The organism is Actinoplanes sp. L3-i22, assembly GCF_019704555.1.
Taxonomy (GTDB): domain Bacteria; phylum Actinomycetota; class Actinomycetes; order Mycobacteriales; family Micromonosporaceae; genus Actinoplanes.
Genome location: NZ_AP024745.1, coordinates 8,407,178 through 8,426,176 on the forward strand (window position 1 = coordinate 8,407,178; position 18,999 = coordinate 8,426,176).

General features: G+C 71.4%; 16 protein-coding genes. 8 read left to right on the forward strand and 8 right to left on the reverse strand.

Features of this window, described 5'->3' with window-relative positions; translation table 11 throughout:
- The first annotated feature begins 4 nt into the window (after nt 1-4).
- The 3 genes from treS to glgB all read left to right on the forward strand — a co-directional run bounded on the left by treS (nt 5) and on the right by glgB (nt 5,247).
- Complete coding sequence (gene treS / locus L3i22_RS37765; protein ID WP_221322249.1) at nt 5-1,762, forward strand: maltose alpha-D-glucosyltransferase; 1,758 nt, start codon at nt 5-7, stop codon at nt 1,760-1,762.
- Nucleotides 1,759-3,072 (forward strand): maltokinase, encoded by a 1,314-nt coding sequence (locus L3i22_RS37770; protein ID WP_221322250.1) that lies wholly within the window; start codon nt 1,759-1,761, stop codon nt 3,070-3,072. Before treS ends, L3i22_RS37770 begins: the two co-directional genes overlap by 4 nt.
- A 69-nt stretch (nt 3,073-3,141) precedes the next feature.
- Nucleotides 3,142-5,247 carry a 1,4-alpha-glucan branching protein GlgB gene (gene glgB, locus L3i22_RS37775; RefSeq protein WP_221330362.1) on the forward strand — a complete coding sequence of 702 codons (2,106 nt, stop codon included), beginning with the start codon at nt 3,142-3,144 and terminating at the stop codon, nt 5,245-5,247.
- A gap of 176 nt (nt 5,248-5,423) precedes the next feature.
- Here glgB and L3i22_RS37780 read toward each other — a convergent pair whose 3' ends face one another.
- Nucleotides 5,424-5,996: a DUF4240 domain-containing protein gene (locus L3i22_RS37780; RefSeq protein ID WP_221322251.1), complete on the reverse strand. Its 573-nt coding sequence runs from the start codon at nt 5,994-5,996 to the stop codon at nt 5,424-5,426.
- A 12-nt stretch (nt 5,997-6,008) separates the two neighbouring features.
- Nucleotides 6,009-6,557: a GNAT family N-acetyltransferase gene (locus L3i22_RS37785; protein WP_255658743.1), complete on the reverse strand. Its 549-nt coding sequence runs from the start codon at nt 6,555-6,557 to the stop codon at nt 6,009-6,011.
- 42 nt (nt 6,558-6,599) lie between these two features.
- Here L3i22_RS37785 and L3i22_RS37790 point away from each other — a divergent pair, with 42 nt between their 5' ends.
- Nucleotides 6,600-6,848 carry a hypothetical protein gene (locus L3i22_RS37790; RefSeq protein WP_221322253.1) on the forward strand — a complete coding sequence of 83 codons (249 nt, stop codon included), beginning with the start codon at nt 6,600-6,602 and terminating at the stop codon, nt 6,846-6,848.
- Entirely contained in the window at nt 6,842-7,159 is a 318-nt protein-coding gene (locus tag L3i22_RS37795) for a type II toxin-antitoxin system PemK/MazF family toxin (protein ID WP_221322254.1), read from the forward strand. Before L3i22_RS37790 ends, L3i22_RS37795 begins: the two co-directional genes overlap by 7 nt.
- Here L3i22_RS37795 and L3i22_RS37800 read toward each other — a convergent pair whose 3' ends face one another.
- On the reverse strand, nt 7,160-7,879 hold the full coding sequence (locus L3i22_RS37800; protein ID WP_221322255.1) for a PP2C family serine/threonine-protein phosphatase: 720 nt from the start codon (nt 7,877-7,879) through the stop codon (nt 7,160-7,162).
- 234 nt (nt 7,880-8,113) lie between these two features.
- On the opposite strand from L3i22_RS37800, the gene L3i22_RS37805 reads away from it, so the two are divergent.
- Nucleotides 8,114-10,594, forward strand: a complete 2,481-nt coding sequence (locus tag L3i22_RS37805) for a Tex family protein (RefSeq protein WP_221322256.1) — start codon at nt 8,114-8,116, stop codon at nt 10,592-10,594.
- A gap of 44 nt (nt 10,595-10,638) precedes the next feature.
- Here the strand turns inward: L3i22_RS37805 and L3i22_RS37810 are convergent, their stop codons facing one another.
- Entirely contained in the window at nt 10,639-12,480 is a 1,842-nt protein-coding gene (locus tag L3i22_RS37810; RefSeq protein ID WP_221322257.1) for a serine/threonine-protein kinase, read from the reverse strand.
- A 71-nt stretch (nt 12,481-12,551) separates the two neighbouring features.
- Nucleotides 12,552-14,111: a hypothetical protein gene (locus L3i22_RS37815; RefSeq protein WP_221322258.1), complete on the reverse strand. Its 1,560-nt coding sequence runs from the start codon at nt 14,109-14,111 to the stop codon at nt 12,552-12,554.
- 214 nt (nt 14,112-14,325) lie between these two features.
- Between L3i22_RS37815 and L3i22_RS37820 the strand changes: the two genes are divergently transcribed.
- Together L3i22_RS37820 and L3i22_RS37825 are read left to right on the forward strand one after the other, a co-directional pair.
- Nucleotides 14,326-14,574 carry a PspC domain-containing protein gene (locus L3i22_RS37820; RefSeq protein ID WP_221322259.1) on the forward strand — a complete coding sequence of 83 codons (249 nt, stop codon included), beginning with the start codon at nt 14,326-14,328 and terminating at the stop codon, nt 14,572-14,574.
- 34 nt (nt 14,575-14,608) lie between these two features.
- On the forward strand, nt 14,609-14,881 hold the full coding sequence (locus L3i22_RS37825; protein WP_221322260.1) for a hypothetical protein: 273 nt from the start codon (nt 14,609-14,611) through the stop codon (nt 14,879-14,881).
- 16 nt (nt 14,882-14,897) lie between these two features.
- On the opposite strand, the gene L3i22_RS37830 is transcribed toward L3i22_RS37825, so the two are convergent.
- From L3i22_RS37830 to L3i22_RS37840, 3 genes are read right to left on the reverse strand one after another with little or no spacing between them, the layout of a single operon-like run.
- Complete coding sequence (locus L3i22_RS37830) at nt 14,898-15,419, reverse strand: redoxin domain-containing protein (RefSeq protein ID WP_221322261.1); 522 nt, start codon at nt 15,417-15,419, stop codon at nt 14,898-14,900.
- A gap of 55 nt (nt 15,420-15,474) precedes the next feature.
- Nucleotides 15,475-16,953 (reverse strand): NADH-quinone oxidoreductase subunit NuoF family protein, encoded by a 1,479-nt coding sequence (locus tag L3i22_RS37835; RefSeq protein ID WP_221322262.1) that lies wholly within the window; start codon nt 16,951-16,953, stop codon nt 15,475-15,477.
- Nucleotides 16,950-18,650 carry a translation initiation factor III gene (locus L3i22_RS37840; protein ID WP_221322263.1) on the reverse strand — a complete coding sequence of 567 codons (1,701 nt, stop codon included), beginning with the start codon at nt 18,648-18,650 and terminating at the stop codon, nt 16,950-16,952. Before L3i22_RS37840 ends, L3i22_RS37835 begins: the two co-directional genes overlap by 4 nt.
- Nucleotides 18,651-18,999 lie beyond the last annotated feature (349 nt).

Sequence of the window (18,999 nt, forward strand, 5' to 3'; positions counted from 1 at the left end):
AACTGTGGAGCTGACTGGCGAGCACGACCCGGCTGAGGGAAGTCACACCGAGGACGGGGTGGTCGAACACCCGGACTCGTCCGACTTCGGTCATGCCCGGGCGCTCCCGGCCGACCGGACCTGGTTCCAGCGTGCGGTCTTCTACGAGGTGCTGGTCCGGGCGTTCTACGACTCCGGGTCGGACGGCGGCGGCGACCTGCGCGGCCTGATCGAGCGGCTGGACTACCTGCAGTGGCTGGGCGTGGACTGCCTCTGGCTGCCGCCGTTCTACGACTCGCCGCTGCGCGACGGTGGCTATGACATCCGGGACTTCTACAAGGTGCTGCCGGAGTTCGGCACGGTCGAGGACTTCGTGGCCCTGCTGGACGCGGCGCACAAGCGCGGCATCCGGGTGATCACCGACCTGGTCATGAACCACACGTCGGACTCGCACCCGTGGTTCCAGGCGTCCCGGCACGAGCCGGACGGGCCGTACGGCGACTTCTACGTCTGGAACGACACCAGCGAGAAGTACCAGGACGCGCGGATCATCTTCGTCGACACCGAGGAGTCGAACTGGACGTTCGACCCGGTGCGACGGCAGTTCTACTGGCACCGGTTCTTCTCCCACCAGCCCGACCTCAACTACGAGAACCCGGCCGTCCAGGAGGCCATGCTCGACGTGCTCCGGTTCTGGCTGGACCTGGGCATCGACGGCTTCCGGCTGGACGCGGTCCCCTACCTCTTCGAGGAGGAGGGCACCAACTGCGAGAACCTGCCGCAGACCCACGCGTTCCTGAAGCACTGCCGCAAGGTGATCGACGACGAGTTCCCCGGCCGGGTGCTGCTGGCCGAGGCGAACCAGTGGCCGGCCGACGTGGTGGAGTACTTCGGCGACGCGAAGTCCGGCGGCGACGAGTGCCACATGGCGTTCCACTTCCCGCTGATGCCGCGCATCTTCATGGCCGTACGCCGGGAATCCCGTTTTCCGATCTCGGAGATCCTGGCCCAGACGCCGGCCATCCCGGAGAACACCCAGTGGGGCATCTTCCTGCGGAACCATGACGAGCTCACGCTCGAGATGGTCACCGACGAAGAGCGCGACTACATGTACTCGGAGTACGCCAAGGACCCGCGGATGAAGGCCAACGTCGGCATCCGCCGCCGGCTGGCCCCGCTGCTGGAGAACGACCGGAACCAGATCGAGCTGTTCACCGCGCTGCTGCTGTCGCTGCCCGGTTCGCCGGTGCTCTACTACGGCGACGAGATCGGGATGGGCGACAACATCTGGCTCGGCGACCGGGACGGCGTGCGCACCCCGATGCAGTGGACGCCGGACCGCAACGCCGGCTTCTCCACCGCCACACCGGGCCGGCTCTACCTGCCGGTCAACCAGGACCCGGTGTACGGCTACCAGGCGGTCAACGTGGAGGCCCAGCGGGACAGCGCGACGTCGCTGCTGAACTGGACCCGGACGATGCTCGCGGTACGCCGGCGACACGAGGCGTTCGCCGTCGGCACGTTCCGTGAGCTGGGCGGCAGCAACCCCTCGGTGCTGGCCTACCTGCGGGAGTACGGCGACGACGTGGTCCTCTGCGTCAACAACCTGTCCCGTTTCCCGCAGCCGATCGAGCTCAACCTGCAGCACTGGAACGGGTACACGCCGGTGGAGCTGACCGGTCACGTCAACTTCCCCCGCGTCGGACAGTTGCCGTACCTTCTGACCCTTCCGGGACACGGCTTCTACTGGTTCCAGTTGTGCGGGTCTGAGGAGAAGCAATGACGCTGCCTTATGCCGAGTGGTTACCGAAACAACGCTGGTACGCCGGGCGCAGCCGGGTGCTCGCGGACGTCAAACAGGCGTCCGCCACCCCGCTCGGCGACGATCTCGAGCTGGTGCTGATCGACGTCTCGTACACCGACGGCAGCTCGGAGCGCTACCAGGTGGTGGTCGCCTGGGGTTCGCTGCCGATCCCGGAGTACAGCGCGGTCGCCACGATCGGCGCCGACGACGAGGGCCGGACCGGCTACGACGCGCTCTACGACGCCGAGGCCGCCCGGTTCCTGCTGGGTCTGATCGACCGGTCCGAACCGGTCGGCGACCTGACCTTCGAGAAGGAGCCGGACGTCGAGCTGCCGCTGGAGAGCTGGCCGCGGGTGTTCGACGCCGAGCAGAGCAACACCAGCGTGATCTTCGAGCAGGACGCGATCCTCAAGCTGTTCCGCCGGGTCACCTGCGGGATCAACCCGGACATCGAGCTGAACCGGGTGCTCGGCCGGGCCGGCAACCCGCACGTGGCCCGGTTGCTCGGCTCGTTCGAGGCGTCCGACAACGGCGGCCAGTGCGCGCTCGGCATGGTCACCGCGTACGCGGCGAACTCGGCCGAGGGCTGGGCGATGGCCACCGCGTCGGCCCGCGACCTGTTCGCCGACGCCGAGTTCCGCGCCGACCAGGCCGGCGGTGACTTCCAGGGCGAGTCCTACCGGCTCGGCGAGGCGGTCGCCTCGGTGCACCTGACCCTGGCCGAGGAGCTCGGCGCCGGCCCGGCGCCGTTCCCGCTCGACGCGGTGCTGGCCCGGCTGCGGACGGCCGCCGACGCGGTGCCCGAGCTGCAGCAGTACGTGCCGGCCATCACCGAGCAGTTCACCGCCCGGACCGGCGAGCAGGTGATCGTCCAGCGGGTGCACGGCGACCTGCACCTCGGGCAGGTGCTACGCACCCCGGAGGCCTGGCTGCTGATCGACTTCGAGGGCGAGCCGGGCCAGCCCCTGGACGAGCGGCGACTGCCCGACTCGCCGCTGCGGGACGTCGCCGGCGTGCTGCGCTCCTACGAGTACGCGGCGTACCAGTTGCTCGTCGACCAGGACGACGACGAGCACCTGGCGGCCCGGGCCCGCGAGTGGGTGGACCGCAACCGGGCGGCGTTCTGCGACGGGTACGCGCACGCCTCCGGCGTGGACCCGCGCGATCAGGGTGCGCTGCTGGCGGCGTACGAACTGGACAAGGCGGTCTACGAGGCCGCCTACGAAGCCCGACACCGCCCCGGCTGGCTGCGGATCCCCCTCCGCTCCATCGCCCGGCTGGTCGGCTGACCCCCTATGTCAGAGGAAGCGAAGATGATCGGGCACACCACCTCCCGCCTGGCCGCCGACGAGCGCGCCATGAACGCCGTGATCGCCGGCGACACGCACGATCCGCACGCCGTCCTCGGGGCGCACCCCGGCGGGGGCCACACCGTCATCCGGACCCTGCGCAAGGGCGCGAAGGCCGTCACCGTCCTGCACGAGGACGAGCGGTACGAGACGACCCTGGTCCACCCGGACGGGATCTTCGCGGCCGAACTGCCCGGGCTGGTCCTGGACTACCGCCTCGACGTGGACGGGACGCAGGTCGACGACCCGTACCGGCATCTGCCCTCCCTGGGCGAGCTGGACCTGCACCTGATCGGCGAGGGCCGGCACGAGAAACTGTGGAAGGTGCTGGGCGCGCAGCCGCGCGGCGCCGGCGTGGCGTTCGCGGTGTGGGCGCCGAGCGCCCGCGGCGTGCAGGTGGTCGGCGACTTCACCGGCTGGGGGCCGTTCGACGGGTGGCCGATGCGGTCGCTCGGCTCCAGCGGGGTGTGGGAGATCTACGTCCCGGCCGCGCACGTCGGCTCCAAGTACAAGTTCAAGATCCTGGGCCGGGACGGGCAGTGGCGCGAGCACGCCGACCCGCTCGCCCAGCACACCGAGATCCCGCCGGCCACCGCCTCGGTGGTCTTCGAGTCGTCCTACGAGTGGCACGACGAGCAGTGGCTGCGCGAGCGGGCCGGCAAGGCCTGGCACCAGGAGCCGACCAGCTGCTACGAGGTGCACCTGGGCTCGTGGCGGCCCGGCCTCTCCTACGTCGAGCTGGCCACCCAGCTGGTCGACTACGTGGTCGAGACCGGCTTCACGCACGTCGAGCTGATGCCGGTGATGGAGCACCCGTTCGGTGGCTCGTGGGGCTACCAGGTCACCGGGTACTTCGCGCCGACCTCCCGGTTCGGGAACCCCGACGAGTTCCGCTACCTGGTCGACAAGCTGCACCAGGCCGGGATCGGCGTGATCCTGGACTGGGTGCCGGCCCACTTCCCGAAGGACGAGTGGGCCCTGGCCCGCTTCGACGGCACCCCGCTCTACGAGCACGGCGACTGGCGGCGCGGCGAGCACCCCGACTGGGGCACCTACGTGTTCGACTTCGGCCGCAAGGAGGTCCGCAACTTCCTGGTCGCCAACGCGCTCTACTGGTGCGAGGAGTTCCACGCGGACGGCCTGCGCGTCGACGCCGTCGCGTCGATGCTCTACCTGGACTACTCCCGCAAGGACGGGGAGTGGACCCCGAACCAGTACGGCGGCCGGGAGAACCTCGACGCGATCAGCTTCCTGCAGGAGATGAACGCGACCGTCTACAAGAACCACCCCGGCGTCGTCACCATCGCCGAGGAGTCCACCGCGTGGCCGGGCGTCACCCGCCCGACCCACCTCGGCGGCCTGGGCTTCGGCTTCAAGTGGAACATGGGCTGGATGAACGACACCCTCTCCTACATGGAGAAGGAGCCGATCTACCGGCAGTGGCACCACCACCAGATGACCTTCGCCACCGTGTACGCGTGGAGCGAGAACTACATCCTGCCGATCAGCCACGACGAGGTGGTGCACGGCAAGGGCTCGCTGACCGGCAAGATGCCCGGCGACCTGTGGCAGAAGCTGGCCAACACCCGGGCGCTGCTCGGCTTCATGTGGGCGTTCACCGGCAAGCAGCTGCTGTTCATGGGCGCCGAGATGGGCGACCTGCGGGAGTGGAGCGAGGAGCGCGGGCTGGACTGGGCGCTGCTCGACGACCCGCAGTTCGGCGGGATCAAGGGCCTGGTCGCCGACCTGAACCGGGTCTACAAGGAGACGCCGGCGATCTGGACGCAGGACACCTCCCCGTCCGGCTTCCGCTGGATCACCAGCGACGACTCGCAGCACAACACGTTCTCGTTCGTCCGGTTCGCGCCGAACGGCGACCCGATGGCGTGCATCGTCAACTTCGCCGCGGTCCCGCACGAGAACTACCGGATCGGCCTGCCCCGCGGCGGCCGCTGGCTGGAGGCGGTCAACACCGACAGCGAGCTCTACGGCGGCTCGGGGGTCGGCAACCTGGGCGCGGTCCAGTCCGACGACATCCCGTGGCACGGCTTCGACCACTCGGCCGCCCTGCGCGTGCCGCCGCTCGGCGCGCTCTGGCTCAAGCTCGAGAAGTGACCGTGTGATCGGCGGGGGACGGGCTCCGGCCCGTCCCCCGCCGCCGTCCAGTGGCGGCGCGCCCGCCCCGACAGCCCGGCCGGCCGGGCAACCGCTGCCGGACGGGGAAGCGCTGCCGGGCGGGGAAGCGCTGCCGGGCGGGGAAGCGCTCGCTCAGCGCGGAAAAGCCGGCGCGACTAGCGGTGGCGGCCGGGCGGGAACAGCTCGCTCAGCCGCGGAAAGCGCCGCCGCATCTCCGCCGCGTCGTCGAAGTCCCACTCGGGATCCACCGGCCCGGGGTCGAACCGCAACGGCCGGCCCCGCTCCCGCAGCAGGTCCCGAAGCTCCTTCACCCCGGTCCGCTCGTGGTAGACCGGACTCGCGACGTAGGCCAGGCTCTCCCACTCCGGCCACTCGTCGTCGGTCCAGTGCCGCGTCGTGCGACCGCCCAGCCGCTGGATCGCCGGCAGCCCGGCCAGCGTGTCCGGATCGGCGGCGGCCGCCTCGAACGCGGCCCGGCCCTGCCCGACCAGCCAGGGCTGGAAATACCAGAACCCGTCGCCCGAGCAGAGCCCGCCACAGATCAGGTAGGCCGCGCCCCACATCAGGTTGGTGTCGACCCGGTCGCGCAGCTCCTGCAGGCGGACCTCGAAATCCTCGATGTCCGCCGGGTCGAGCCCGCGCAGCGCCCCGGCCAGCCGCCCGTCACGATCGCCGGGACCCTCGCGCCCGCTGTCCTCGATCAGCCGCCAGAACCCGTCCATGTCCATGCGACGATCCCATCACGCCGGTACGACAGTTTCCCGGGCCAGCCACTCCGGGGCGAGAATCCCGAACAGCAGGTCGTCGGTCCACTCGCCCTTGATGAAGGTCTGCTGCCGCAGCAGCCCCTCCCGGGTGAACCCGAGCCGCGCCATCAGCGCCGCCGACGGCGTGTTCCGCGCGTCGCACTCGCCCATCACCCGGTGCAGCCCCTGCAGGCGGAACAACCGGTCCAGGACGGCGCTCACGGCCTCGGTCGCAAAACCCTTCCCCTGGTACGGCGTAGCCAGCGTGAACCCGATCTCGGCCTGCTTGTGGTTGTCGTGCAGCCGGACGGCCACGTCCCCGATCAGCTCCCGGGACGCGGTCAGCTCGATCGCGTACTGGAACCAGCCGGGCTGGTCGGGCGAGCCGGCCGCGAAGTTCCGCACCGCGGTCTCGGCCTTCCCGATCGGGAACGGCGCGTCCCAGGACTGGTAGCGCGCCACCGCCGGATCCGACCGGTACGCCGCCAGCGGCACCGCGTCCGCCGCCCGGAACCTCCGCAGGACCAACCGTTCCGTCGCCATCAGCACCCGCCGAGCCTACCCAAGCCTCGGTAGGATCAAAGTATGACCGTCAAACTCAGCATCAGCGTGCCCGACGACGTGGCCGCCTATCTGCAGAGCCGGGGCAACGCCTCCGCCGCGGTGACCGAGGCGGTCCGCCGCGTGCTGCCGGACGCCCGTCGGGCTCGCCAGCGCGCCGCGGCGCACGCGTTCGGCGAGTTCCTCCGCTCCCGCACGCCGGAGCAGGCCGACGCCGCCCGTGACCTGATCGAGAGCAGCAACGACATCGCGCTGCGCGACGCCGAATGGTGAACCGCGGCCAGATCTGGACGCTGCTGCGCGGTGGCGCCCAGCACCGGGTGCTGGTGATCAGCAACGACGAGTACAACGCGGTGGACGAACTCGCGATCTGGGCGCTCGCGGTGGTCCGGGACGTGCCGCACCCGAATCACCTGGCCGTCCGGCTGGAGCCCGGCGATCCGCTGGCGGGCGCCTTCGTCCGGATTCACAGCGTGGTCCAGATCCTCGACCGGACCGCGCTGCGCGACAACCACGGCTACGTCTCGCACCGGACCATGAACGCCGTCGAGCACGCCGTCCGCGAACTCCTCGACCTGCCGTGATCAGACCTCGACCACGTCCGCGATGATCACGGTGACGTTGTCCGGGGCGCCGTTCTCCAGCGTCCGGTTGATCAGCTCGGCCGCGCAGGTCCGCCGGTCCGGGTTGTCCCGCAGCGTCTGGGCGATCACCGCGTCCTCCACGTAGTCGGAGAGGCCGTCGCTGCACAGCAGGTACCGGTCGGCGACCCGGGCCGGGATCATCCGGCCGGCCGGGCGGAACGGGCCGCCCTGCACGGCCTGGGTGACCAGCGCGCGCTGCGGGTGCCGGCGGGCGTCGTCCGGCGTCAGCACGCCCTGGTCGACCAGCGCCTGCACATACGTGTCGTCCCGGGTGAGCTGCTGGAACTCGCCGTCGCGGAGCAGGTAGCAGCGGGAGTCGCCGACGTTGAGGGCGGCCAGCCGGTCCCCGGAGAGCAGCAGCGCGGTCACCGTGGTGCCCATGCCGTCCCGGGCGTCGTCCTCGGCGACCGACTTCTCGATCTGCTTGTTCGCCACCTGGAGCGCCTCGATCAGATCCTGCAGCGGCTCCCCGGTGTCCGGTTTCTGGTCGACGCCGCCGAGCACCTGCACCAGGATGTCGCTCGCCAGCTCACCGGCGGGCAAACCGCCCATGCCGTCCGCGACCACGAAGAGGCGATTTCCGACGAAAACCGAGTCTTCGTTGTTGGACCGGACCAGGCCCTGATCAGTGGCGGCGACCGCCCGGACAGCAAGCGTCATGCAGCAACAATGCCAAAGCCCCGAAGGGTTGTCTCTAGTAAACGTCCCACTCCACGCCGGCCGCGTCCGCCCGGAACGCGTTTCCGCAGGTCGCGACGGGGCACCCGGTCGGGCGGTTCACTCGGGAGCCAGACATCGGCTGGGCGCGTCGCGGGCGCCCTACGGGTGATCATCTACCGCCGGGTGTGCGGGGCGGCGCGACAAGCCGCCGCGGGCTCGGTAACAATCGTCGTCGTGACGACAGCGATCCATCAGCGCATTGCCTCCGAGCTCGGGGTCCGCGAAGGGCAGGTCACCGCCGCGGTCGAGCTGCTCGACGGCGGCGCCACCGTGCCGTTCATCGCCCGCTATCGCAAGGAGATCACCGGCACCCTCGACGACACCCAGCTGCGCACCCTCGAGGAGCGCCTGGGCTACCTGCGGGAGCTGGAGGACCGGCGGGCCGCGGTGCTGGAGTCGATCAGCTCGCAGGGCAAGCTGGACGACGCGTTGAAGCAGCAGATCCTCGAGGCGGACACCAAGGCCCGGCTGGAGGACATCTACCTCCCGTTCAAGCCGAAGCGCCGCACCAAGGCACAGATCGCCCGTGAGGCGGGCCTGGAGCCCCTCGCGGACGGTCTGCTGGGTGACCCCACCGTCGACCCGAAAGCGGCCGCTGAGGCGTTCGTGGACGCCGAGAAGGGCGTCGCGGACGGCCAGGCGGCGCTGGACGGCGCCCGGTCCATCCTGATCGAGCGGTTCGCCGAGGACGCCGACCTGATCGGCGAGCTGCGCGAGCAGATGTGGACGCGGGGCCGGCTGGTCGCGAAGGTGCGCGACGGCAAGCAGACCGACGGGGCGAAGTTCTCCGACTACTTCGACTTCGCCGAGCCGTACGCCAAGCTCCCCTCGCACCGCATCCTGGCGATGCTCCGTGGCGAGAAGGAGGAGGTCCTGGACCTCACCATGGAGCCGCACCCGGAGGAGGACGAGGGCTACTTCGAGGGCCGCATCGCCGGGCGCAACCAGATCACCGACCTGAAGCGTCCCGGCGACAAGTGGCTGGTCGACACGGTCCGCTGGGCCTGGCGCACCCGGATCCTCATCCACCTCGGCGCCGACCTGCGGGTCCGGCTGCGGGAGTCGGCCGAGGACGAGGCGGTCCGCGTCTTCGCGGCGAACCTGCGCGATCTGCTGCTCGCGGCTCCGGCCGGGACTCGCGCCACGATGGGCCTGGACCCCGGTTTCCGTACGGGCGTGAAGGTCGCCGTCGTCGACGCCACCGGCAAGTGCGTCGACACCGCCGTGATCTACCCGCACGTCCCGCAGAACAAGTGGGACGAGTCGATCCACAAGCTGGCCGCGCTCGCCTCCAAGCACAACGTCGAGCTGATCGCGATCGGCAACGGCACCGCCTCGCGGGAGACCGACAAGCTCGCCACCGAGCTGATCAAGAAGCACCCGGACGCGAAGCTGACCAAGGTGGTCGTCTCCGAGGCCGGCGCGTCGGTCTACTCCGCCTCCGCGTACGCCTCGCAGGAGCTGCCCGGCATGGACGTGTCGCTGCGCGGCGCGGTCTCCATCGCCCGCCGCCTGCAGGACCCGCTGGCCGAGCTGGTCAAGATCGACCCGAAGTCGATCGGCGTCGGGCAGTACCAGCACGACCTGTCCGAGGTGAAGCTGGCCCGCTCGCTCGACGCGGTCGTCGAGGACTGTGTGAACGGCGTCGGCGTGGACGTCAACACCGCCTCCGCGCCGCTGCTCACCCGGGTCTCCGGGATCACCGCCGGCCTGGCCGAGAACATCGTGCTGCACCGCGACCAGAACGGCCCGTTCAAGAACCGCAACGAGATCAAGAAGGTCGCCCGGCTCGGCCCGAAGGCGTTCGAGCAGTGCGCCGGCTTCCTCCGGATCCGCGAGGGCGAGGACCCGCTGGACTTCTCCAGCGTGCACCCCGAGTCGTACCCGCTGGTCCGGACGATCGCCGCGGCGGCCGGCTCGGACGTCAAGACGATGATCGGCAACAGCCCGCTGCTCAAGGGCATCCGGCCGGACCGGTTCGTCACCGACACGGTCGGCCTGCCGACCATCACCGACATCCTCAAGGAGCTGGAGAAGCCGGGCCGGGACCCGCGGCCGGCGTTCACCACCGCCACCTTCGCCGAGGGCGTCGAGAAGATCGCCGACCTCAAGCCCGGCATGGTCCTGGAGGGCCAGGTCACCAACGTGGCCGCGTTCGGCGCGTTCGTCGACATCGGCGTCCACCAGGACGGCCTGGTGCACGTCTCGGCGCTGTCCGAGAAGTTCGTCCAGGACCCGCGCGAGGTGGTCAAGTCCGGCGACGTGGTGAAGGTCCGCGTGCTGGAGGTCGACCCGGTCCGCAAGCGGATCTCGCTGACCATGCGCCTCTCCGACGAGCCGAACCGGAACCGCCCGCCGCGCGAGGACCGCGCCCCGGGCGCCCCGGCGGGCCAGGGCGGCGGCCAGGGTGGTCAGCGCGGCGGTCAGGGTGGCGGTCAGGGCGGCCAGCGCGGCGGTCAAGGCGGTGGCCAGGGCGGTCAGCGCGGCGGCCAGCGCGGTGGTGGTGGCCAGGGCGGCGGCGGTCAGCGCGGCGGCCAGCCCCGGCAGGGCGGCGGCGGCCAGGGCGGTCAGCGCGGCGGCAGCAGTGGCGGTGGCAACTTCGGCAACGACGCGATGGCCGACGCCCTACGCCGGGCCGGCCTCGCCAAGGACTGAGGACGGGGAGCCCGCGCTGTCGTGGACGGCGCGGGCTCCGTACGTCAATCCCAGATTTTGATGTCGCTGAAAGCGACCTCGAACGGCCCGGTCCGGGCCGGCGTGGCCAGGTCGTTGCTGACCCCGAGCACGACCCGCCCGCGGGCCAGCTCCGGCTCGGTCAGCGGGAACGTCCCGGCGGACTGCCCGTCCTGGAGCACCTCGACCGAGTCGCCCCGGACCCGCACCCCGATCCGGACCGGCTTGCCGTAGAGCGCGATCGGCCGGCTCAGCACCAGAGTGTTCTTCAGAACGATGTCGCTGTCGGTGTGCACGCTCAGGTACGCGTGCTTCTCGCACACCCGCAGCTGGTAGCCGCCCGGCTTCCCGGCGAACGCCTTGTCGTCGAAGTGGAACCAGATCGCGGCGCAGCTGTACTCGGTGTCCAGGCGCACGCCGACCTCGGCGGTCATGTCGGTCACCGCGTCACGCGGGCCCCGGCACCGGTACGTCCCCGCGGTCTCCCGCCGGGCGACCAGCACCCCGCCGGCGAACGCGCAGCTCGCCTGGGCGTCCGACTGCGCGGTCGCCTGCCAGAGCCCGGCCGAGGCCAGCCGGTCGGTGAGCCGGGGCGCCGCGGCCGACGTCGTGGCCGACTCCGGGGTGGCCGGCGCGCCGCCGTCCGCCGCCGTGCCCCCGTGGTTGAACCGGTCCCGCAGCAGGTAGCCGATCATCCCGACGCCGGCCGCGATGACCAGCACGGTGACCGCGGCGAGCAGGGCCGGCAGCACCCGGCGGCGGGGGCGCCCGGCCGGCCGCGCGCCGAGCAGCGTGGTGTCCCGGACCGCCTCGATCGGCACCGTGACGATCGAGTTCTCGTTGTAGCCGACCAGGCCGGGCGGAATGTCCAGGGCGGAGGCCGGGGCGAGCGCGGCGGCCGCCACCCGGGTCGACGGGCCGGTGTCCGAGGGCAGCGCGAACCCGGTCACCGCCTGGGCCTCGGCCGCGGCGGCGCGCAGGTCGGGCTGGTCGGCCAGGGCGGCCGCGACGGCCACCGGCCGCTCCCCGGAGATCAGCAGGTCGAGCAGCTCCCGGGCGCTCGGCCGGTTCGCCGGATCCTTCTCCAGGGCGTGCGCGACCAGGTCCCGCAGCGGCTGGGAGAGCCCGTCGAGGCGGGGCGGCTTGGTCAGGATGCGGGCCGCGGTCGCGGTCGGCGAGTCGGCGTAGAACGGGGTCTTGCCGGTCCCCGCGTACGTCACCACGCCGCCCCAGGCGAACACGTCGGCGGCCGGCGTGACCTCCGGGGCGTCGTCGGTGTCGAACCGCTCCGGCGCCATGTAGGCCACCGTGCCGACCATCTGGTCCGGGCGGGTGTTGCCGCTGGTCGCCGACATCGCCCGGGCGATCCCGAAGTCGATCACCTTGGGGCTGCCCGGCGCGAGCAGCACGTTGCGCGGCTTGAGATCGCGGTGGATCACGCCGGCGCCGTGGATCGCGGTCAGCGCGGTGGCCACCCCGATCGCCACGCTGTGCAGGTTCGCCGAGGTCAGCGGGCCGCGCTCCTCGACCACCTCGGCCAGGGTCGGGCCGTCGACGTACTCCACCACCAGATACGGCTGCTCGTGGTCCGGGTCGGCGTCGAGCACCTCGGCGGTGCAGAACGGCGGCACCTGCCGGACCCGTTCCACCTCGCTGCGGAACCGCCGGCGGAACTCGTCGTCGTGCGCCAGATCGACCCGCACCACTTTGACCGCGACCAGGATCGTGCTGTTCCGCTTGCGGCCCAGGTAGACCGTGCCCATGCCGCCCTCACCGAGCCGGCCGAGCACCTCGTAGTCGCCGAGCTCGCGCGGATCGTGGGGACGCAACGGTTGCGTCCGTTCGCCCGGCACCGTGCTGTCGACCATGTTCTTCCTGCCCCCCAGGTTCCCGCTCGCAGCACTGTATAGGGCAGGTTCGACATCAAGTTGCCCCGGTGTCATGGACAACCGTTCCTATCCAGCGCGCCCATGAGTACGTCTTGGGTGCTGGGCCTGTCCCGAACGGTGTTGGACAGGCTGGTTGCCCGCTTTCGCTGGCCCGGCGGCTGTACCGATCGTGTCGGTGCAGCCGGTCGGGCCGGGCGGGGTCCCTCGCGCTCAAGGTGGGCTGTGGCCGGGGCTGGGCGAGGCCGCACTCCATCACTGCGGTGGGGTGCGGGCGTTCCAGTCCGTCGCCGGGCAGCGTGCCCTTGCGCGCGCCGTCCGATCACGAGCGATGCCGCCTCGTGCCGGGAGGTCTTGTGATGTGGGGTGCTGGTCGGCCGTTGCCAATGCTCCGCTCCCCACTTCGAGGTGTACGCCGGATCGACCGCCACGATCGTCACCCCGGCCAGGTCGGCCTGGGCGATCAGCCGGGCGCGGAGTCGGGCGGCCGGGAACCGGGAGACCAGCCTGCGGAACCGTTTGTTACGGCCGAACCGCTCACGACCTCTACTGTCCGTGAAGTCGAGGTTCTCGATCGCGATCGTGGTCACGCCCTGCTGCCGGGCCCAGTGCAGCAGCCGCGTGGTGGCATGCCGGATCTGCCCGTCACGGTGGTCGGCGTTCTCGGACAGGTCGTAGCCGAACCGGCGCGGCGCCCCGACCGGATTCCCGTGCGTGTCGAGGCGCCAGGCGGCGTAGTGGTCATCGTTGGTGTCGACGCCGATCACCGTGCCGGCGACCGCGGCCGCAAGGCTGGGCTGCACGGTCGGGGCGAGCTGCCACGCGGCGGTCAGATACCAGCGGTCCCGGCCGGGATCGTGGCGGATCGTGTACGCCACCGCGAGGTTCGCGTTTACTCGGTCCCGCCAGTCGGCGCCGCGATGAGCGAAAGCGGCCGGGATGGCCAGCACATAGCGGCTGCGGGGCGCATTGGCCAGATGCGCCAGCCGGGCCGGGAGTCTGATGCTGACCTGACCGTCCGGGGTGACCCGAATCGTCTCGTTGCCGAACCGCTTGCCGGACTCTCCGTCAGCGGTGAGGAACATTCGTGCGTCGGCCCACCGCTGCCGCCACTGGTCGAGGGTGAGTCCGGCCTGGTCGAGGTGATGGCGGGCGGTCACGAGGCGCCGGGCTTTCCGGAACCATTCCTGCCGGCTGGCATACCCGGCCGGCGGCCGTTTCCGGGTCTCGGGTGCTCGGGTGGGACGGCCCAGCGGCAGGCCCAGCCGAGTATCGATCGCGGCGATCCCGGCCGCCAGGTCGGCCAGATGCGCCGTTTGCGCCCGGCGGGCGAGGGCCCATTGGGCGTTGGTGGCTTTGGTGATCGCGCCCGCCCACCGCGCCGACGACTCGCCGGTCAACTCCCGCTTGCGGCGTGCCCAGTCCTGGCTGCTGTGACCGGTCCCGCCCGCGCACCGGGCCGCCAGATCCCGGGCAGCGAGGGTCCCGAGGAACACCCCGACCTCACGCATCACCTGCTGCTCACCAGCAGAGAGCCGCAACCTCGTGCGGACAGCCACACCGGACGGACCCGCCGCCACGAACGGCGGCGCCAACGACCGCAACACCGACACCCCGAAAACGCTAGCGCGTACTCACGGGTGCACCTGAACAGCACAAGGCACTGAACCGTGGTGCTGCGCATACCCAGAGATCGGGTCATACCCTGAGATCCGGGTCCGGGTGGGATCCGGGCGTTGCCGGATGGAAAGTGTCGTAGCCGGGTAGCAAGCTTGAGGCATCACCTCCTCACCGGGGAGGGCAACCAAGGAAAGTGAGCGACCCGCCATGAACGCCGTGCACGACACGATGGCCCGCCAAGGTCTGGTCCGCCCGCGTGACGGCCGCATGCTCGGTGGCGTCTGCGCGGGCCTGGGGCGCCGATTCGGGCTCGACCCGTGGATCGCCCGCCTGCTCTTCGTCCTGATCCTCTTCATCATCCCGGGCAGCCAGATCCTGATCTACCCGGTCCTCTGGGTCCTGATGCCGTCCGAGGCGACCGACTACAGCCCGCACACGCCGCCGACCACCTGGTGACCCCGCCCGGCCCGGCCCTTCCTGGGAGTCGCTCATGACCGTCGTCGGCACGCTCATCGTCGAGGGGCCCGCGCGGTCACTCACCACCCTCGCCCGGGCCGTCCCGATCACCGTGGACGGCGCGGTCAAGGGGCAGGTCCGGGCCGGGAGACGACTCGCGCTGGCGCTCGCGCCGGGCACGCACTCGGTGCGGGCCGGCGGGGGCACGCCGCTGCCGGTCCGGCTCGGGCCGGGCCTGACCACCCGGGTCCGGGTCGAGCGCGACGGCGCCGGCAAGCTGCACCTCACGGAGATCAACCCCGATTGAGGGGTACGGCCGCGGGTCAGCCCACCAGCTTCTTCAGGGCGCCCGTGAGCTGCAGGTCGTCGAGGTAGCTCCGGGTCACCATCGTCCCGGCGGCGTCGAGCAGGACGTAGGTGCTCTGCTCGACGATGGTGAACTTGGTCCAGATCCTGAGTTTCGGATCGTTCAGGTGGGTCACCGCGCCCACCTTCATGTCCGACACGAACTCGTGCATCGCCTTGACCGTGCCCATCCCGGCGACGCCCAGGAACGTGAGCCGGTCGCCGTACTCCTCGTGGAAGTCGCCGACCGACTGGGCCTGCCCGGCGCACGTCGCGCACCACGGGGCCCAGAACCAGAGCACGGCCGGCTTCCCGGCGAGCTGGGCGGCGTCGTAGGGGGCGCCGTCCAACGTCGTACCGGTGAATCGCAAGGCATCCGGGAGTGGCGCGCCGGAGCCGGACCCGGCAGTGACCGGGGCCGAGGTCGCCGCGGGCGGCGCGGCGCAGCCGGCGGCGAGCATCGCCAGCGGCAGGGTCAGCAGGGCACGACGGGTGGTCATGGGCACCTCGAGGGTGAGGGCCGGCGGCCCGGGCGGGCCGCCGGCGGCGACGAACTCAGTGCGCGGACGCGGCCGGGTCGATCAGGCGCAGGGCGAGCGCCGGGCAGACGTTGACCGCCTTGCGCGCGCCGTCCTCGAGCCACGGCGGCAGCGGCGTCTGCGGGAACGCCGGGAAGCCGTTGTGGTCCAGCCGGATGATCTCCGGGGCGACCGCCGAGCAGAGCCCGTGCCCGTCGCACCGCGACCAGTCCAGGGCCAGCTTCCTGGCCCCCTTCTCGGCGGTGTACGGCAGCGGCAGGATGCCCTTGGTCTGCTTGCCGCAGCCCTCGCCGTTGGCGTGCGCCTCGACGTCCTTCTGGAACACCTCGAGCGCGGAGAGCGCGAACCGCGACGTGCCGTCCGGGTGGCTGCACGCGCCCCGGCCCTTGACCAGGCCGGCCGCCTGGCGGACCTGCTCCAGGGCGGATCCGCCGAGCGACACCAGGGTGACCGCCCGGGCCAGGTCCGGCAGGCCGAGCCGGCACGGGCCGCACTGGCCCGCCGACTCGCCGGCCAGGTACTGCACGACCTGGGCGACCTCGCCGAGCGCGCACGTCTTGGAGCCGATCGGGATCAGCATGCCGGCGCCGAGCGTGCCACCGACCTTGGCGAAGCCCTTACGGGAGATCGTCACGGTCTTCGCCTGCTCGGCGGTGATCCACTTGCCGTGGTAGCCGCCGACCAGCAGGCCCGGGCCGATGTCCGCGCCGCACATGGTGAGCACGTCCATCAGCGGGGTGCCGCTGGGCGCCTCGACCACCGCGGGGGCGCTGGACGCGCCGCCGACGGTGAGCATGACGGTGCCCGGCTCCTCCGGGATGCCGACCGAGTTGTACTCCCACGGGCCGAGCCGGGCCGCGATCGCCAGCTGCGAGTACGTCTCGGCGTTGGAGAGCAGGGTGGGCAGCCCCATCACGCCGTTGTCGCTGGACCGGACCTTGCGGCCGGGCGGGATGTGCGCCTCGCCGTTGATCCCGCGGACCAGCGCGCCGCCCTCACCGGAGATGAACCGGTGCGGGACCGTGACGATCCGGGTCGGGCACGGCATCTTCCGCTCGGCGAGCGCCGCCATCAGCGAGTTCTGCCCGATGCCGTCGTCCGCGACGCCGATCACGATCTCCTCGGCGTCCAGGGCGGCGGCGGCCAGCGCCGCGCCGTCCAGGATCAGGTGCGGCCCGCGGGTCAGGATCGCCTTGTCCTTCCAGGACGGCGGCTCCCCCTCGGTGGCGTTCACCACGATCACCGGGGGCAGGTCCTGACGCTTGCACGAGTCGATCACGGCGCGGACCTTGCGGGCGAACGGGAAGCCCGCGCCGCCGCGTCCGCGCAGCTCGATCCGGTCGGTGAGCCCGATCAGCTCACCGGAGGACAGGGCCGCGAACCCGCCGTGCACCTCCTGGTGCGCCTGCAGGTCGAGGCGGCCGTACTCGTCGTAGCCCGCGGTGATCCGCGGGACGCCGATCGACGTGACCGGCGGAACCTGTGCGGTGCTCAACTCCGGTCACCGCGCAACTGCGAGAAGTACGAGTCGTCGTCGTCCCGGGCCCGGCCCCGGCCCACCGGCGCGTCGCCCCGGCCCGGGTCGGCGGCCGGCCGGCGACGCCGGGTCCCGGTGTCGACCAGCGACTCCTCGTCCTCGGCCAGGTCGACGAACTGGCTGCGGCTGTGCCGGCCGTCGTCGGCGCGGCGGCGGCCACCGCTGCGCGGCTCGTCGTCGTCCTCGAAACGCGGGGCGCGCTGACGCGGGACGTCCTCGTAGCGGGGCTCGTCGTCGGCGCGGCGGCGGCCCGCCGGGGCGGGGGCGCCACGGGGACGTTCGTCCTCGTAGTAGTCCTCCTCGGCGTACCGGCGCATGCGGGTCTGGGTGTCCTCCATCCGCATCCGGGTCTGCGTGTCGTCCATCCGCATCCGCGTCCCGGTCTCCTCGGGGCGCATCCGCGTGCCGGTGTCGTCCGGGCGCAGCCGGGTGCCGGTGTCCTCGGGACGCAGCCGGGTACCGGTGTCCTCCATCGAGGTGCGGGACCGGCGGGCGCGCGGCTCCTCCTCGTCGTCGGCGAAACGGCGGCCACGTGGGCGCGGGCCGTCGTCGTAGTACTCGTCCTGGCGACGCGGGCGCGGGGCGGGCTCCTCGTACCGGTCGTCGTCGAAGTCACGCCGCGACACCGCCCGGGTCGGCTCGTCGAAGCGGTCGTCGTCGGCGGCGCGGCGCTGGCGCGGGGCGGGCGCCTCGAGCTCACGCATGTCGCGCCGGTCGGCGATCGGCTCCTGGGCCATCGGGGCCACGGCCGGGCTGACCGGGGCCGCGGGCGGCGCGGCCGGGGCCGCGGCGGGCACCCAGCTGTTCACCGCCGGAGCGGCCTGGACCAGGTCGCCACCCGGCTGCTCGCGGTCGCGGCCGCCACCCCACCGGTTGCGCGGGGCGCTGGAGGTGGGCACCACGCCGGTGCTGGCGGACGGCTTGGGGGCGCCGATCCCGGCGGCGGACGAGAAGTCCTTGCGCCGGTTCAGGCTGACCGAGAGCCGCACGGCCAGGCCGATGAGCACCATCAGCACGCAGACCACGTAGCTGACGATGACCCAGGTCGCCGCGGCGCGGCCGGCGCTGAGACCGTGGACCAGGGCGGTCGGCCAGATCAGGTACGAGATCGAGTGGATCGCGCGCCACATCCACGGCTTGCCGCGGCCGATGAACCGGGCCCGCATCAGGCCGGTCCAGGTGACCAGCACCATGATGTAGCCGGAGAGCTGGCCGAGGCCGATGTACAGCGTGTTGGTCGGCGTGATGAACGGGATGAAGATGTCGATCACACGGATGTGAGATTCGACGGTCTTGGTCCAGAGGTGGAACGCCAGCGCGGACATCGCCATCACGCCGGTGGTCCGGTGGGTGGACTGGAGCAGCACCCTCTGCCGGATGGTGAGGACCAGGCGGTCGGTGGAGACCAGGCCGACCATGATGGTGATCGAGAGTGACACAAGGGTGAGGACACCCATGTAGTACTCCGAGTACATGAAGAAGTAGACGTATCCGACGCGACCGGGGCCGGTCATCATCGCGACCGCCCAGACTGCCGCCAGGACGCTTACCACCAGCAGGATGACCGCGCCTGTGGGCACGGAGCCCTTACCGGTGGAGCCGATGTCGACCGCGACCCTACTCGCGGCGCCTTCTTTGTTCTTCGACCGGGCCATTAACTCCTCGTTTTCCGCAACGGTCACGTCCCGTGGGCGGTGGGACGCCGGCGCTCGTGGGGAACGCCCCGTGCTCAAGTTGTTCCGGACCCGTCCGTGGCGTCGCTTTCCCCTGCATTGCCCCGGCCGCGTCCTCCCCGGATTACGTGCCGGGCGGGGCTTCGGTTGAACGCGTGCGAAATTTCTGGGCGACTCTTTTTAGTGATCGCCTCGCTACTTTTCGCACATGCCGTGTGACCTGCGGGAATGACGATTTTCCAGGGTTCTTAAGCAAGAAATAAGGTGCGCCGGGGAGTGACCGCCACCACCCGGTGAACCATTCGGGCCGACCCGGCGAACTTACTGGTGA